Source organism: Devosia sp., from assembly GCF_048261455.1.
Taxonomy (GTDB): domain Bacteria; phylum Pseudomonadota; class Alphaproteobacteria; order Rhizobiales; family Devosiaceae; genus Devosia_A.
This window is the reverse complement of the sequence record NZ_JBLXGA010000008.1, coordinates 77821-92961: the sequence shown is the minus strand read 5'-3', so window position 1 is coordinate 92961 and position 15141 is coordinate 77821. Positions and strand designations below refer to the sequence as shown.

The 15141-nt window shown below is 63.8% G+C and carries 13 protein-coding genes; 4 read left to right on the top strand and 9 right to left on the bottom strand.

The features are described 5' to 3' along the window. The first annotated feature begins 21 nt into the window (after nt 1–21). Complete coding sequence (locus tag ACN0TK_RS10495) at nt 22–510, top strand: response regulator (RefSeq protein ID WP_417309436.1); 489 nt, start codon at nt 22–24, stop codon at nt 508–510. A 19-nt stretch (nt 511–529) separates the two neighbouring features. Here the strand turns inward: ACN0TK_RS10495 and ACN0TK_RS10490 are convergent, their stop codons facing one another. The 9 genes from ACN0TK_RS10490 to ACN0TK_RS10450 all read right to left on the bottom strand — a co-directional run bounded on the left by ACN0TK_RS10490 (nt 530) and on the right by ACN0TK_RS10450 (nt 12181). Further along, on the bottom strand, nt 530–1540 hold the full coding sequence (locus tag ACN0TK_RS10490) for an ABC transporter ATP-binding protein (RefSeq protein ID WP_417309521.1): 1011 nt from the start codon (nt 1538–1540) through the stop codon (nt 530–532). After that, nucleotides 1540–2526 (bottom strand): ABC transporter ATP-binding protein, encoded by a 987-nt coding sequence (locus ACN0TK_RS10485; RefSeq protein WP_417309435.1) that lies wholly within the window; start codon nt 2524–2526, stop codon nt 1540–1542. The genes ACN0TK_RS10490 and ACN0TK_RS10485 overlap by 1 nt, the downstream gene beginning before the upstream one ends. Nucleotide 2527: 1 nt before the next feature. Continuing rightward, nucleotides 2528–3448 (bottom strand): ABC transporter permease, encoded by a 921-nt coding sequence (locus ACN0TK_RS10480; protein ID WP_417309434.1) that lies wholly within the window; start codon nt 3446–3448, stop codon nt 2528–2530. After that, nucleotides 3448–4374, bottom strand: coding sequence for an ABC transporter permease (locus ACN0TK_RS10475; protein ID WP_417309433.1), 927 nt, complete (start codon nt 4372–4374; stop codon nt 3448–3450). Before ACN0TK_RS10475 ends, ACN0TK_RS10480 begins: the two co-directional genes overlap by 1 nt. Before the next feature lie 96 nt (nt 4375–4470). Further along, nucleotides 4471–6063 (bottom strand): peptide ABC transporter substrate-binding protein, encoded by a 1593-nt coding sequence (locus tag ACN0TK_RS10470; protein WP_417309432.1) that lies wholly within the window; start codon nt 6061–6063, stop codon nt 4471–4473. Nucleotides 6064–6261: 198 nt separating this feature from the next. Then, a complete protein-coding gene (locus tag ACN0TK_RS10465; RefSeq protein ID WP_417309431.1) occupies nt 6262–6432 on the bottom strand; it encodes a hypothetical protein in 171 nt (56 codons plus the stop codon). Between the two features lie 2 nt (nt 6433–6434). Beyond that, entirely contained in the window at nt 6435–7718 is a 1284-nt protein-coding gene (locus tag ACN0TK_RS10460; protein WP_417309430.1) for an acetyl-CoA C-acetyltransferase, read from the bottom strand. Then, the gene (locus ACN0TK_RS10455) at nt 7718–9685 is read right to left on the bottom strand and encodes a 3-hydroxyacyl-CoA dehydrogenase NAD-binding domain-containing protein (RefSeq protein WP_417309429.1); all 1968 of its coding nucleotides are present in this window, start codon (nt 9683–9685) and stop codon (nt 7718–7720) included. Before ACN0TK_RS10455 ends, ACN0TK_RS10460 begins: the two co-directional genes overlap by 1 nt. A 21-nt stretch (nt 9686–9706) precedes the next feature. Next, nucleotides 9707–12181 (bottom strand): acyl-CoA dehydrogenase, encoded by a 2475-nt coding sequence (locus ACN0TK_RS10450; RefSeq protein ID WP_417309428.1) that lies wholly within the window; start codon nt 12179–12181, stop codon nt 9707–9709. Between the two features lie 247 nt (nt 12182–12428). On the opposite strand from ACN0TK_RS10450, the gene ACN0TK_RS10445 reads away from it, so the two are divergent. Genes ACN0TK_RS10445 through ACN0TK_RS10435 form a run of 3 tightly spaced genes read left to right on the top strand, consistent with a single transcriptional unit; the run spans nt 12429 to nt 15140 of the window. Then, nucleotides 12429–14135 (top strand): long-chain-fatty-acid--CoA ligase, encoded by a 1707-nt coding sequence (locus tag ACN0TK_RS10445; protein WP_417309427.1) that lies wholly within the window; start codon nt 12429–12431, stop codon nt 14133–14135. Further along, nucleotides 14122–14544 carry a MerR family transcriptional regulator gene (locus ACN0TK_RS10440; RefSeq protein WP_417309426.1) on the top strand — a complete coding sequence of 141 codons (423 nt, stop codon included), beginning with the start codon at nt 14122–14124 and terminating at the stop codon, nt 14542–14544. Before ACN0TK_RS10445 ends, ACN0TK_RS10440 begins: the two co-directional genes overlap by 14 nt. Further along, complete coding sequence (locus tag ACN0TK_RS10435) at nt 14541–15140, top strand: hypothetical protein (RefSeq protein WP_417309425.1); 600 nt, start codon at nt 14541–14543, stop codon at nt 15138–15140. Before ACN0TK_RS10440 ends, ACN0TK_RS10435 begins: the two co-directional genes overlap by 4 nt. Nucleotide 15141: the final 1 nt, after the last annotated feature.

Genomic DNA, 15141 nt, shown 5'->3' with positions numbered 1-15141 from the left:
CCGACCGCGACGTGAGGCCAGATGTCCAACGCGCAGATTCAAAAGCTCGACGTCCTGCTGTGTGAACCCAGCCCGCACATGCAGACCCTGATCGTCCAGATGCTGCGGCATCTGTCTATCCGCAAGATTCACGTCTGCGCCACTTCGGTTGAGGCATTGACCGAGCTCGGACGGTCCGAGTACGGCGTGATCATGGTCGACGACACCCTGGCGCCGCTCAATGGCATCGCCCTGACCCGCAAGCTGCGGACCAACGAGAATGCCCAGAACCGCGACACGCCGGTGATCATGATGTCCTCGGTGCCCAATGCAAACCAGATCGCTCTGGCGCGTGACGCGGGCATCACCGAGTTCCTGCGCAAGCCGTTCTCTGCCCGCCACATCGAGTCGCGACTGCTGTCGATCCTCAAGGCGCCGCGCAGCTTCATCGACGACGGCGGCTACAGCGGCCCCGACCGCCGGCGCCATCGCGACGGCTTTTCCGGAACCGACCGGCGCTCCGTCAACTGAGCCGAAACAGCGGCGGGCCTCAGACGCCCGCAGCCAGCTCCAGTTCCCGCCACCGATGACACGCCACCAGCCGCCCGTTCTCGAGGGTTTCCAGCGGCGGCCGCTTTTGCGCGCAAACGTCCTGCGCATGCCGGCAGCGGGTGCGGAAAGTGCAGCCCGACGGTGGATTGATCGGTGACGGGATCTCACCCGCGAGCCCGTCGATCGTCCGCTGCCGTGCCTTTTTCGGATCTGGCACCGGCACCGCAGTGAGCAGCGCGCGCGTATAGGGATGCTTGGGGTCGTTGTAGATGTCGTCGCCATCGGCGAGCTCGACGACCCGGCCCAGATAAAGCACCAGGATACGATCCGACACGTGCCGGACAACGCTCAGATTGTGCGAGATGAACACCAGCGTCAGGCCGAACTCGTCCTTCAGGTCGGCCAGCAGATTGAGTATCTGCGCCTGGATCGACACGTCGAGCGCCGAAACGGGCTCGTCGCAGACGATGAGCTTCGGCTCGGTGATCAGCGCCCGCGCGATACCGATGCGCTGCGCCTGCCCGCCTGAGAATTCGTGCGGATAGCGGTTGATCATTTCGGGCAGCAACCCTACCGCCTCCATGATCCGCAACACGCGCCCGCGCCGTTCCTTGGCACTCAGCTCCGGCATCAGGGCCCGCAACGGATCGGCAATGATCTCGCCCACCGTCATGCGCGGGTTGAGCGAGGCCAGAGGATCCTGGAAGATGATCTGCAGGTCGCTGCGATGCTTGCGCATCTCTTCGGGCGGCAGGTTGGCGATGTCCTGGCCCAGCCACATCACACGGCCTTCGTCCGGCGACAGCAACTGCAGGATGCAGCGGCCGAGGGTCGACTTGCCGCAGCCGCTTTCCCCCACGATGCCAAGCGTCTCGCCCTTGCGGACCGTGAAACTGATGTCCTGCAAGGCGCGCAGCTGCAGCGAACCGCCGAACAACCGGCCGGAGCCGACCGAGAAGGATTTGGACAGGTTTTCGATGCGCAGCAGATCGTCAGGCTGATCCAGCATCATGCCACCTCTTCATAGTCGAGCTTGCCGTCATACCAGCAAGCCTTTTCGCGCGTTCCGTCCTCGATGGGTGCCAGCGGCGGCCGCTCCGCCCGGCACTTGTCAAAGCGAAAGGCACAGCGCGGATTGAACGAACATCCCTTGGGCAGGTGTTCGAGACTGGGTGGCAGCCCCTGGATCGGGTCGAGCCGCTTGGCGCGCACCGCCACATGTGGCGTCGAATGCAGCAGTCCCAAAGTGTATGGGTGGCGCGGGTCGTAAAACAGCTCGTCCACCGCGCCCTTTTCGACGCACCGCCCGCCATACATGACCATCATCTTGTCGGCGACACCGGCAACAACGCCAAGGTCATGGGTGATCAGCACCAGCGCAGTGCCGAAATCAGTGGTCAGCGACTTGAACAGATCCAGCATCTGCGCCTGCACGGTCACGTCGAGCGCTGTCGTCGGTTCGTCCGCAATCAGGATTTTCGGCTGACACAGCAGCGCCATGGCGATCATGACGCGCTGGCGCATACCGCCCGACAGCTCATGCGGATAGGAATTGGCACGCTTGCCGGGTTCGGGGATACCGACCCGCTCGAGCATCTCCACCGCCTGCCGCTCGGCCTGCGTCTGGTCCTGCCCCTTGTGGCGCACCAGCACTTCGGCGAGCTGCTTCTTGATCCGCAACGTGGGGTTGAGCGAGGTCATCGGATCCTGAAAGATCATCGCGATGTCACGGCCGCGAATTTCGTTCAGCCGGCTTTTCTTGAGGCCGATCAGATCGACATCGCCGAGCATTGCCTTGCCCGTAGCCCGCCCGTTGCGGGCGAGCAGCCCCATCATGGCGAGGAAGGCCTGCGACTTGCCCGACCCGCTCTCGCCCACCACGGCCAGGGTTTCGCCGGCCTGCAGCGAGAAGTTGAGGCCGCGCACGGCCTCGACCTCGGATTCGTGCAACTCGAATGTGACGCCGAGATTTTCGACGGAAAACACGTTGCTCATCTCAGCGATCCTTCGGGTCGAGCGCATCGCGCAGGCCGTCACCGACATAGGTGAGGCACAGCAGCATGGTGATCAGCACGATGGCCGGGAAGACCAGCAGCCAGGGCATCACTTCCGCAACCGACGCACCGTTCGAGATCAACGTACCAAGCGAGGTTTGCGGCTCCTGCACACCCAGCCCCAGATAGCTCAGGAAGCTCTCGGTAATGATAATCTCGGGAATGGTCAGCGTGGCATAGATCACCACCGGCCCGGTCAGGTTCGGCAGGATATGCCGCCAGATGATGGTCCATGGCTTGGCGCCGCCGGCCTTCGCCGCTTCGATGAACTCGCGTTCCTTCAGCGTCAGCGTTTGCCCGCGCACGATCCGCGCCATGGTCAGCCACTCAAGCGCACCGATGCCCACGAACAGCAGGATCGGCGACCGCCCGAAGATCACGACCAGGATGATGACGAACAGGATGTAGGGCAGCGCGTACATGATATCGACAAAGCGCATCATCAATGCGTCGACCCGACCGCCAAAGTAGCCGGCAACCGCGCCATAAACGACACCGATGAACACCGAGACGAAGGTCGCCACCCCGGCAACCATCAGCGACATCTGCGTGCCCTGCAACAGCCGGGCGAGCAGATCGCGCCCGTTCTGGTCGGTGCCCAGATAGTGCATCTTCTCGAAGTCAGGCGGCTTGCGGATCGCAGTCCAGTCGACCTTCCCCCCCTCCCAGGGCACGAAGAACGGCCCCACGATCGCGATGATGACGATCGCCGCGAGAATGAACAGCGACACCATGGCCGCCTTGTTGCGCATGAGGCGCCGCATGGCGTCCTGGGTCAGCGAACGGCCCTTGGGCGCGTCCAGCTCTTCCAGCTGCTCGGCATAGCGCGTCAGCGTGGCGTCTTTTCCAGTGATCCCGGCCATCAGCGGTACCTCACCTTGGGATCGAGCCAGGCATAGACCATGTCGACGATCAGATTGAGTACGAGGATCAGCAGCACGTAGAAGATCGTCGTGCCGAGCACGAGGCCGTAGTCACGGTTGAGTGCCGCCTGAATGAAGTAGCGCCCGATTCCGGGCAGGCCGAAAATGTTCTCGACCACCAGCGAACCCGTCAGCAGATAGCTGAGCCCCGGCCCCAGATAGCTGACCACCGGCACCAGCGCCGGCTTGATCGCGTGTCGGGCCAGCACCAGCCGGTCGCCCAGCCCCTTGGCCTGCGCCGTGCGGATGTAGTTGGTGCCCAGCACTTCGATCATCGAGCCGCGCATCAACCGCGAAATGCGCGCCGCATGCGGCCAGGCCAGCACGGTGACTGGCAGGATCAGATGGATGATGCTGCCCCCGCTGGGCCAGCCTCCCGCGGGCAACCATTTCAGATAGACGCCGAACAGCAGCTGCAGCAGCGACCCCATGAGGAAGTTGGGCACGATGACGCCCAGCATCACCACCAGCACCAGCACATAGTCCGGCCATTTGTTCTGCTGCACCGCCGCGACCATTCCGGCGACAATGCCGATCAACGTGGCGATGACGAATGCCGTGCCGCCCAGCATCAGCGTGAAGGGCAGGCCGATCGAGAGCAGCTGGCTGACCGAAAAATCATATGACGTCATCGACGGGCCGAAATCGCCCTGCAGCACGCCCGAGATATAGAGCCAGTATTGTTCGTACAGCGGCTTGTCGAGATTGTAGTGCGCCAGCACGTTCTTCATCACGGCCGGCGGCAGCGGGCGTTCCCGGTCGAAGGGACCACCTGGCGCCATACGCAGGATGAAGAAGCAGACGGTGATTGCAATGAATGCAATGGGCAGCGCCGACAAGACGCGGCGCAAGGTATAGCGAAGCATTTATGAGCACCCTGTGAGGCGTCCGCTGCGCCGGGCGGAACGGCCAGATTGGTAAGGGCCGCGACCCAATGAAGGATCGCGGCCCAAACGGTCAGCTTAGTCTTCGGACTTGGTCAACCAACGGGTGCGGTGGATGTCCTTGGCATTGTCCTCGAAGCCTTCGATCGAAGGCGACACGACATTCTTGGACACATAGTAGTAGATCGGGAATGCAGCGGTTTCGCTCATCGCGATCACTTCGGCGTCACGCAGCACCTTGCCGCGCTCTTCCATGTCGAGAATGGTCGCGCTCTCACGCAGCAGCGAGTCGAACTCTTCGTTCTTGTAGCGGCCATAGTTGTAGATGATGTCGGAGCGCAGCAGCTCCAGCATGTTGATGGCATCATTGTAGTCCATCAGCCAGCCGGCACGGCCGACACCGTCGAAGTCGTTGTTCTGCAGCGCGTCGTAGTGCACCGCGACTTCGGAGTTGAACAGCTCGACATTGATATGCAGCGGCTCCCACATGGCGGCGATCGCCACGGCGATCCGCTGGTGGTTGTCGTTGGTGTTGTACTTGAGCTGCAGGTTCAGCGGATTGTCGGAGCTGTAGCCGGCCTCTTCCATCGTCGCGATGGCTTCGGCGACGCGCTCGTCATAGGGCAGATCGGCCCAATCCGGACGGTACTCGTCGAAGTCGTAGTTGGCAGTGCCCGGCGGCACCCAGCCATAGGCCGGCAGTTCGCCCGTACCCAGGATGTCCGGCCCGATCACTTCGCGGTTGATCGCCTTGGACATGGCTTCGAGGACATCCATGTCCTGAAGCTCTTCCTTGTTGTGGTTGATCACGTAGTAGTACAGGCCGAGGAACGGCGCCACATGCGCCTGGCCTTCATACTGCTCCTGCAGCAGCGAGTACTGGTCGGTCGGGAAGTCGGTCAGGATGTCGAACTCGCCGGCACGGTAGCGCTGCAGCGCGGCCGCGATGTCGTCCATCGCGTAGTAGTAGACTTCCTCGATCTGCACGTTCTCGGCGTCGTAGTATTCGTCGTTCTTTTCCGAGCGGATATAGCTGTTCGGCACCCACTCGACGATCTTGTACGGGCCGTTGGCGACGATGTTTTCCGGGCGGATCCACTCTTCGCCGAGCTCTTCGACCAGATGCGTCGGCACCGGATAGGCGGTGTAGTGGGTCAGAGCGTCGAGGAAGAAGGGCGCCGGAGCCTCGAGGGTGAATTCGATCGTCTTGTCGTCGATCACCTTCACGCCGAGCTCATCAATCTCCATCTCGCCGGTGTTGACCGCTTCGGCGTTCTTGATCGGATACTGCAGATAGGCGTAGTCGGCCGCCATTTCGGGATCGAGCAGACGCTTGAAGGCGTACTCGAAATCCTGCGCCGTCACGGGCGTTCCGTCGGTCCAGGTGACGTCGTCGCGCAGCGTGAATGTATAGACGGTGCCGTCGTCATTGACCTCGTAGGACGCGGCCTGACCGAGAATCGGCTCGGCATTCGCGTCTTCGGTCATCAGACCTTCGAGATAGTCACCGACGATGCGGTTTTCCCAGTCACCGGACACCCGGTGAGGATCGATCGAAGCGGGCTCACCGCCATTGAACATGCGCAGGGTCTGTGCCTGCGCGCCGAAGGCGGTGGACAGCGCCAGTGCCGTCGCAAGCCCTGCTGCTTTCAGCATGGATGCATGTTTCATACTCGTCCCATCTCCTTGATCGATGTTTCATTTAGCCGGACCTCACCGGGCCCGGTTGCGTCTTGTTGTAAGGCCCGAGGGTCTCCCCACGGGCCTTGAAGACATGAGCCTAGAACGGCCAATGTAACGTTGACAAGCGAAAGCGTGACGTAAGCGTCAACGGCTCACACACATGTGGTCGGCGCAGCTATACAGACGTCAGCCGCCAATCAGCCCGCTCTGCTGTGCGAGGACAATTGCCACTGCAATCGCCACCAGAACGGCGAAAGGCAGCCAACTTGGCCAGTTCGGCGGCCCGCCGCCCGGCGTCTTCTTGGGCTCTTCGGGCTTCTTTTCGATCTTGCGAAACTTGATCACATTGTCTGCCATGGTCAGGCTGCCCTTTCGACAAGCGCCGCGACACCCATGCCGCCGGCCGTGCACACCGAGATCAGCGCGCGCTGCTTGTCCTGCGTGTTCAGCAGTTTCGCCGTCAAGCCGAGAATACGCGCGCCAGTCGCCGCGAATGGATGCCCATAGGCAAGGCTCGAGCCTTTGACATTAATCCTGTCCGCCTCGATCGCGCCCAGCGGTACGTCGCGGTCGAGCACCTCGCGGCTGTAGTCGGGATCCTTCCACGCCTTCAGCGTCGCGAGAACTTGTGCCGCAAAGGCTTCGTGCAGTTCGAACAGATCAATATCCTCGAAGCCCATATTGGCGCGCCGCAGCATGTCCGACACCGCAATGGTCGGGGCCATCAGCAGCCCGTCGCCATGCGCATAGTCGTTCGCCGCCACCTGTCCCATCGTCAGATAGGCGAGGATCGGCAGGTCCCGGGCCTTGGCCCACTCTTCGCTGGCGAGCAGCACCGAGGCCGCGCCATCGGTGAGCGGGGTCGAATTGGCGGCGGTCAGCGTGCCCTTGCCCGAACTCTTGTCGAAAGCCGGCTTCATGCCGCTCATCTTTTCGAGCGTCGTGTCGGGCCGGATATTGTTGTCCTTGAGGATACCGGCAAACGGCACGACGAGATCGTCGTGAAAGCCCTCGGCATAGGCTTCTGCGGCGTTCCTGTGGCTCCTGAGCGCCAGCCGGTCCTGATCCTCGCGCGGAATCTCCCAGCGCTTGGCCATCAGCTCGCAATGTTCGCCCATGGAGAGGCCCGTCCGCATCTCCTGCGTCGACGGAGCCACCGGCGCCAGTTCGCCGAAACTGAAACCCTTGAACGCCGCGGCGCGCTCGCCCAGCGTCCGCGCCCGGCTGAGCGCAATGGCCCGATGCTGGAACCGGTTGCCGAACACCACCGGCGCGTCGGACACCGTATCGGTCCCTCCCGCGATGCCGCTGTCGATCTCGCCGATGGCGATCTTGGCGCCGAGGATCAGCGCCGCCTGCAGCGAGGTGCCACAGGCGATCTGAATATTCGTGCCGGGCGTACGCGGTGACAGCCCGGCGTCCAGCGCCGCTTCGCGCGCCAGGTTGAAGTCCCGGCTATGGCTGAGCACGGCGCCCGCCATCACCTCGTCGATCTTCTCGCCCACCAGCCCGTACTTTTCAGCCAGCCCCTTCAGCGTGGCGCCGAGCATCGTCAGGTTCCCCTCCTCGGCATAGCCGGTATGGGCCCGTGTGAACGGGATGCGGGCCGAGCCCACAATGGCAACCTTGCGCAATTCGGTCATCATACGCTTCCTTCCTTGCGCGCCTGCAGCGGACCACCGCGAAACGGCGCAAAGCCCGTGCCGAGGATCACGCCGATATCGGCGAGGTCTTCGCTCGCCACCACATCATCACCGACGGCGATCTCAGTGGCATCGACCAGCGGCTTCACCAGTTCGGCGCCCAGTGTGGCATCGCCTGGCGCCGCGGTGCCGGTCTTCACCGGCTTGCCGTTCTGCCATTTGTAAAAGCCCTCGCCGGTCTTGCGGCCCAGCTTGTTCTCGGCAATCAGCCGCGCGAACTGGCTGCCCTCGGGCACCTCGTGGCCGAGCTCTTCGGCCACCGATTTGCCGACATCCAGCCCGACGGTGTCCATCAGTTCGATCGGCCCCATCGGCATGCCGAAGGCCACCGCGGCGGCGTCGATATCTTCCTTCGGCGCGCCGTTTTCGAGCCGTTGCACCGCGCCCAGCATATAGGGCATCAGCACCCGGTTCACGAGGAAGCCCGGCGCCGACTTCACCACCACCGGGCTCTTGGAAATCGCCAGCGCAAAGCTCGCACCCCGCGCGATATCGAGGTCGGTATTGAACCGCGAGCGGATCACCTCGACCAGCGGCAGCTGCGCCACCGGATTGAAGAAATGGAGCCCGATCAGCCGGCTGGGATTCTTCAGCCCCTCGGCGATCCGTTCGAGCTCGATCGACGAGGTATTGGTCGCAAGGATCGCTTCGGGCTTCGTCCGCTCTTCGGCATCGACGAAAATCTTGTGCTTGATCTCTAGGTTCTCGACCACGGCCTCGATGATCACATCGGCCCGCGCCATGCCCTTGCCTTCGGGGTCGGCCTCGAGCCGCGCCACCGCCGCGTCGACCTCGCGCTTGCTCTTCAGCCGCTTCTTGAACAGCCCCTTGGCGCGCTCCAGTGCCGGGGTGATCCGCTCCATATCGAGGTCCTGCAGCGTCACGCCAAGCCCGCGATAGGCGCACCAGGCTGCGATATCGCCGCCCATCACGCCGGCGCCCACCACATGCACCCGGCGGAACGTGGGCTTTTCGCTCCCGCGCAGACCCTGCCGCTTCAGGCTCTCGGACAAAAAGAACACCCGGCGCAGGTTGCGCGCCGTATCGGTCGCCATCAGCGGCACGAAGCGCTCGATCTCGCCCCGCTTCATCGCCTGCCAGTCGTCGCCATGCGCTTCGAACAGATCGATCAGCGCATAGGGTGCGGGATAGAACGCGGGATTGGCCTTCTTTTCCGCCCCTTCACGCATCTTCCTGGCCGCATAGCTGCGCAGCGGCCCCATCGCCATCACCCGCTTCAGCAGCGACGCGGGCGAGCTGGAGCGCTTCTGCAGCACCGCCTTGCGGCCTTCCCAGCGCAGATTGTCACGATGCCGTACCAGCTTGTCGACCAGCCCAAGGCGCTTGGCCGCGCCGGCGCGCAGCATCTTGGCGGTCAGCATGATCTGCATCGCATCGATCGGTCCCGCCTGCCGGACGGACCTGCCGGTGCCGCCGAAGCCGGGGAAAATCCCCAGATTGACCTCGGGAAAGCCGATGCGCGTGCGCTCGTCATTGACCGCGATGCGATAGCGGCAGGCGAGCGACAGCTCCAGCCCGCCCCCGAGACAGAAGCCATGGATCGCCGCGACCATCGGAATCTTCAGCGCCTCGATGCGGTCGAACAGCCGGTGCGTGCGCTCCAGCGCCACGGTCAGCGTCGCCGGCTCGGACATGTCGTCGAACTCGGCGACATCGGCGCCGGCAATGAAGCCGCTGTCCTTGTCCGACATCAGCACCACGCCCTTCAGCGCACCCTCCGCCGCCAGTTCCTCGAACCGCACCACCAGCGTCTCGAGCTCGCCGATCGCCTCGCGACCGAGCGTATTCACCGACGATTTCGGCGTGTCGATCACCAGCCAGCCGATCTGCTCGATGTCGATTTCGAACCGCCAGTGCTTGGTGTGCGGCAGGTTTGGCTGCGCCATGCTCGTCTCCCGTTTCCGCGTCTATTCGGCGGCTGCGCCCATCTCGGGTGCGCGCGGCACCTGACGCGACGCCAGTTCGTCCGGATCGAAATCGTCGACGCGGATCACCTTGTCTGTCGCCTGATCAGCCAGCCGCAACGTCGCCGCTTCCGACTCCGTCAGGACGCCCGCTTCTATGGCATCGGAAATCGCATCGCGATCCAGCCGGCGAGCGATCTTGCCGGTTTTCACCGCCTTGACGAATGTCTTTTCGATCTCGGCCGCATTGGTCACCTTGATCAGCGCGTCTTCGAGAACGCCTGTCACGTCCTTTGGGTCCATCGAAACGAAGGTGCCGGCCGTCATTCGGTCGCGAAATGTGCCCGGCTGCATGATCGCCTTGGCCAGCCGATAGCCCGAACTGTCGGACGCCGGCCGCGCGTGCCGTCCCAGCGGAAACACCAGGAACCGCATCAGATAGCGCAAGACGACATTGGGGAAATTGGCGAATACCCCGGCAAAGCTCTGTTCCATCGAATAGATCAGGTCGCGGGCGATCGCATCGACCAGCGGCCGGTCCTCGGCGATCCGCCCTTCGTCCTCGTAGCGCTTCAGCACGGCGCTCAGCAGATAGAGATCGCTGAGGATATCCGCCATCCGGCCAGAGAGGTTCTGCTTGCGCTTGAGGTCACCCCCGAGGAACGCTACCGTCCAGTCGCCGACCAGCGCAAAGCTCTGGCTGTAGCGGCTGAGCTGGCGATACCAATGCGCCATCTCGTCCTTGGTCGGTGTCGAGGCAAACGCGCCGAAACTCATCGCATGGAGGAAACTGCCCAAGATATTGCGCAGCATGAAACTGACATGGCCGCAGAACGCCGTGTCGAAGGCGGCGATGCCGGCCTTGCGGTTCGGATCCTGCGCCGCGGCGATCTCCTTGTAGAGATAGGGATGCGCCCTGAGCGCGCCTTGCGCGAAGGTGATCAGCGTGCGCGTCAGAATGTTCGCGCCCTCGACGGTGATCGCCACCGGCGTCGTCGCATAGCCGCCGAACAGATAGTTCGACGGGCCATCCTGCACGGCGCGGCCGCCATGGATATCCATCGCGTCATTGATCCGGTCGCGCATCGCCTCGGTGGTGCGATATTTGAGCAGCGCCGAGATCACCGCCGGCTTCTGCCCGGCATCGACCATCGCCGCCGTCAGCCCGCGCGCCGCCTCATAGGCATAGGCCGAGCGCACCATGCGGCCGAGCGGCTCGGCAACGCCCTCCATGACGCCGATCGGAATGGCGAACTGGCGCCGGATCCGCGCATAGGCAGAAGTCACCCGCAGCGCGTGCTTGATCGACACCGTGCCGATCGCCGGCAGCGAGATCGCCCGCCCGGTGGCAAGGCACTCCATCAGCATGCGCCAGCCCTGGCCGGCATAATCGGTGCCGCCGATCAGAAATTCCATCGGGATGAAGACATTGCGCCCCTCGGTCGGCCCGTTCATGAACGCCGACCGCGCCGGATAATGCCGCCGCCCGATCTTCACCCCCGGATAATCCGCCGGCACCAGCGCCAGCGTGATCCCCACGTTCTCGGTCTCGCCGATCAGGTGGTCCGGATCGCGCAGGTGGAAGGCGAGCCCCAGCAGCGTCGCGACCGGCGCCAGCGTGATGTAGCGCTTGTCCCAGCTCAGCTTCACCCCGAGCGTCTTCTTGCCCTGGTACATGTCGTGGCAGACGACGCCGATATCGCGCATCCCCGCGGCGTCCGAGCCGGCATGCGGTCCGGTCAGCGCAAAACACGGCACCTCCTGCCCCTTGGCGAGGCGGCCGAGATACTGCTCCTTCTGCGCCGGCGTGCCGTATTTTTCCAGCAGTTCGCCCGGCCCCAACGAGTTCGGCACCATCACGGTGATGCCCGCAGCAACCGAGCGGCTGGCGATCTTGGAGACCACCTGGCTCTGCGCCTGGGCCGAAAAGCCCAACCCGCCGTGTTCCTTGCCGATCAGCATGCCGAGAAAGCCGTTATCCTTGAGATACTGCCAGACCTCGGGCGACAGGTCGGCGCGATTGTGCCGCGTGTCCCAGTCGTCGATCATCGCGCACACGGTCTCGACCGGGCCGTCGAGGAACGCCTGTTCCTCTGCCGTCAGCGTCGGCTTTTCGATCTCGAACAGCTTGTCCCATTGCGGCCGGCCCGAGAACAGTTCGGCATCCCAGCCCACGGTCCCCGCATCCAGCGCTTCCTGCTCCGTGCGGCTGACCTTGGGGAGGATGGATTTGACCACTCCATAGGCTGGCGCGATCAGCACCATGCGCCGCACCGGGGTCAGCGCCATGAGACCGAGGAGGACCGCCGGCAACAGCGCCACCGCCCAGCCAAGCGTTCCCGTCGCAATCCCGTCGGGCGAAATCCGGCTGAGGAGGCCCAGCACCAGCGCCGCAACGGCCCATTGCCAGATCGGTGCACGCCGCATCGCCAGCACCGCAAACGCGACCAGTCCGAGAGCGATCAGGAAAAATACCACGCCAGCCTCCCACAGCAGGCCCATTACGTCGCGCGGCAAACCGCCAGACCTCGGGCATTGGAGCAAAGATAGGACTGGTTGACGTATACGTCAACCGAGGGCTTCTGCTGCAACTTCCGAAGAGGAGAACGCATTGCCCTTGAGCAATCATCTGTTGTGTTTAAAGCGGTTAAGTCCATGCTTTGACGTTAACGACAGGAGATGGAATAATCCTGGCAAAGGACAGAGAACTGTCCGGGAGGAAGATATGGCTGAGGTAACGCAACGCCCCTGGCTTGCCAGTTATCCCGAAGGTATCGACTGGAACGTCGAGATCGACACGACGCCGGTGCATGAACGCGTGCTGGCCATGTGCGAGAAGACCCCCAACGCCGACGCGCTCGACTTTCTCGGGCGCAAGACCCGCTTCCGCGAGCTCGGCGCCGCCATCGAGGCCTTCGCCGGCGCCCTGCAGCAAAAGTTCGGCGTCAAGAAGGGCACGCGGGTCGCCATGCTGCTGCCCAACACGCCTTTCTACGTCATCGCCTATTACGGCGTGCTGCGGGCCGGTGGCACCGTGGTCAACTGTAACCCGCTCTATACCGTCGGTGAGCTGAGCCACATCGTCGGCAATTCCGGCGCCGAGCTGATGGTGACGCTGGACGTTGCCCAGGTCTTCAAGAAGGCCGAGGCGGTCGCCAGGGAGGGCCACCTGCGCGACCTCATCGTCTGCCACTTCCCCGACGTACTGCCGGCGGTGAAAAAGGTGCTCTACAAGGTGGCAAAGAGCGGCGATTTGGCAAAACCCGCCGACTCGCCCATCGCCGACAGGATCACCCCGTTCGACAAGCTGCTCGCCGGGCGGCACAAGCCGACTCCGGTCAGCATCGACGCCGAACACGACATCGCCATCCAGCAATATACCGGCGGCACCACCGGGCTGCCGCGCGGCGCCATGCTGAGCCACGCCAACGTGTCGGCCAATGTCAGCCAGCTCGGCATATGGGGCGACGGCCTGTTCAACCCGCCGACCCGCATCGTGGCCGTGCTGCCCTTCTTCCATATCTTCGCGATGACCGCCTGCATGAACCTGCCGCTCTGCCACGGCGCGCAGGTGGTGATGATGCCGCGCTTCGACATGAAGGGCCTGCTCGATCTGCTGGTACGTACTGGCGCCAACGTGATGCCCGCCGTGCCGACCCTGGTGCAGACCCTCGCCCGCGGCGGGGAGAAGGCCTCTGCCGCGCTCAATACGCTGGAGCTCGTCGTCTGCGGCGGCGCGCCGCTGACCGAGGAAGTCGTCGAAGCATGGTCGAAGGTCTCCCGTGCCCGTGTCGCCGAGGGCTACGGGCTCACCGAATCCTCGCCGGTCGTCTGCTGCGCCGCGCTGGCGGTCGCCTCGAAGCCCCATTCCATCGGCCTGCCGATCCCCGGCACGGACATCCGCATGGTCGACATCGAGACCGGTGAAGTGGTGCCGACGGGGGAACGCGGCGAACTTCAGGTGAAGGGCCCGCAGGTCATGCGCGGCTACTTCGGGGACGATGACGCGACGCGAAACGCCTTTACCGACGGCTGGCTGCGCAGCGGCGATGTCGGGATCATGGACGAGGACGGCTATGTCTTCATCGTCGATCGCATCAAGGACCTGATCATCTGCTCCGGCTTCAACATCTATCCGCGCAACGTCGAGGAGGCATTGATGCACCACCCTGCGGTAGACGAGGTCACGGTAATCGGCGTTCCTGATCCGCGGCGCGGCGAAGCCCCAGTCGCCTTCGTCAAGCTCAAGGATGGCGCCGAAGCCACGGAATCGGAACTCAAGGCCTTCGCCTCGGACCATCTGAGCAAGCTGGAAGTGCCGCGCGAGATCATCTTCAAAGCCGAACTGCCCAAGACCCTGATTGGCAAGCTGTCCAAAAAGGAGCTGCGGCAGGAATATGGGGAGCGAAAGAGCCACGATGAACCGGCCTGAGACCGACAACCGGGATTTGTACGCGATCGCCGATCTGGCGCGTGAGTTCGACATATCGACTCGCGCTATCCGCTTTTACGAGTCGAAGGGCCTGCTCAGTCCCGAGCGCGTCGGCGGCACCCGCGTCTTCCGCCGCCGCGACCGGGCCCGGCTGATCCTCATTCTGCGCGGCAAGCGGCTCGGTTTTTCGCTGCGCGATATCTCGGACTATCTCAGCCTGTATGATGCGCATTCGCAGACCGCCCAGGTCAGCCTGCTGATCAGCAAGGTCGACGAACGGCTCGACCTGCTCGAACGCCAATTGGGCGACCTCGAAACCACCATTGGCGAGTTGCGGCAGATCCGCAAACTGGCCGCCGAACGGCTCGGACAGGAGAGCGCGCAGGACCAGCGCGAGCCCGCCGAGTGACAACGCTGCCGCGTCTGGCGCTGCTCACCGCATGCGCCGTCGCGCTCACGGCCTGCACAATCACCTCGCCCACCCTGCTGGTCAGTGACGCCGAAACCGTCACGCCGCTGCCCGACACGTTCGAGATGACGCCCTACGAGGCGCACCCCGACGGCTATGAAATCGCCGACGACGAACCGTCGATATTCACGCGCGACGGCACGGCCTATGTGGTCGCCGATGGTTCGTTCACTGCCCGCTTCGCACCGCTCTCTGACGATCTTTATCTGCTCGCCGCCACCGCTGCGACCGAGGGACCGCTCTACGGCATCGCGCGGCTCGACGGGCAGGCGCTGCTGATCCGCATGGTCTTCGCCTCGACCGACGAGGCCCTCGCCATGGTCGTCCACGACGCACCACCCGATATCGCCGCCGATATCGAGTCGACCCGCGGCGGCATCGTCGTCACCAACCGCGCAACGCTCGACTATCTGCTGGCGCGCTTCGCCGATGGCACCCTCGAGACCGAGCCGGTCGTTGCCTGGATCGGCACCGAGGGCACCCCGGCGCCGCAACAGCTGGTGCTGCGCGACAGTCGCCTCGTTCCGGCCGAATAGG

Coding starts and splice junctions, on each gene's coding strand:
- ACN0TK_RS10495 (WP_417309436.1), top strand. CDS start 22: ATGTCCAACGCGCAGATTCAAAAGCTCGACGTCCTGCTGTGTGAACCC.
- ACN0TK_RS10490 (WP_417309521.1), bottom strand. CDS start 1,540: ATGCTGGATCAGCCTGACGATCTGCTGCGCATCGAAAACCTGTCCAAA.
- ACN0TK_RS10485 (WP_417309435.1), bottom strand. CDS start 2,526: ATGAGCAACGTGTTTTCCGTCGAAAATCTCGGCGTCACATTCGAGTTG.
- ACN0TK_RS10480 (WP_417309434.1), bottom strand. CDS start 3,448: ATGGCCGGGATCACTGGAAAAGACGCCACGCTGACGCGCTATGCCGAG.
- ACN0TK_RS10475 (WP_417309433.1), bottom strand. CDS start 4,374: ATGCTTCGCTATACCTTGCGCCGCGTCTTGTCGGCGCTGCCCATTGCA.
- ACN0TK_RS10470 (WP_417309432.1), bottom strand. CDS start 6,063: ATGAAACATGCATCCATGCTGAAAGCAGCAGGGCTTGCGACGGCACTG.
- ACN0TK_RS10465 (WP_417309431.1), bottom strand. CDS start 6,432: ATGGCAGACAATGTGATCAAGTTTCGCAAGATCGAAAAGAAGCCCGAA.
- ACN0TK_RS10460 (WP_417309430.1), bottom strand. CDS start 7,718: ATGACCGAATTGCGCAAGGTTGCCATTGTGGGCTCGGCCCGCATCCCG.
- ACN0TK_RS10455 (WP_417309429.1), bottom strand. CDS start 9,685: ATGGCGCAGCCAAACCTGCCGCACACCAAGCACTGGCGGTTCGAAATC.
- ACN0TK_RS10445 (WP_417309427.1), top strand. CDS start 12,429: ATGGCTGAGGTAACGCAACGCCCCTGGCTTGCCAGTTATCCCGAAGGT.
- ACN0TK_RS10440 (WP_417309426.1), top strand. CDS start 14,122: ATGAACCGGCCTGAGACCGACAACCGGGATTTGTACGCGATCGCCGAT.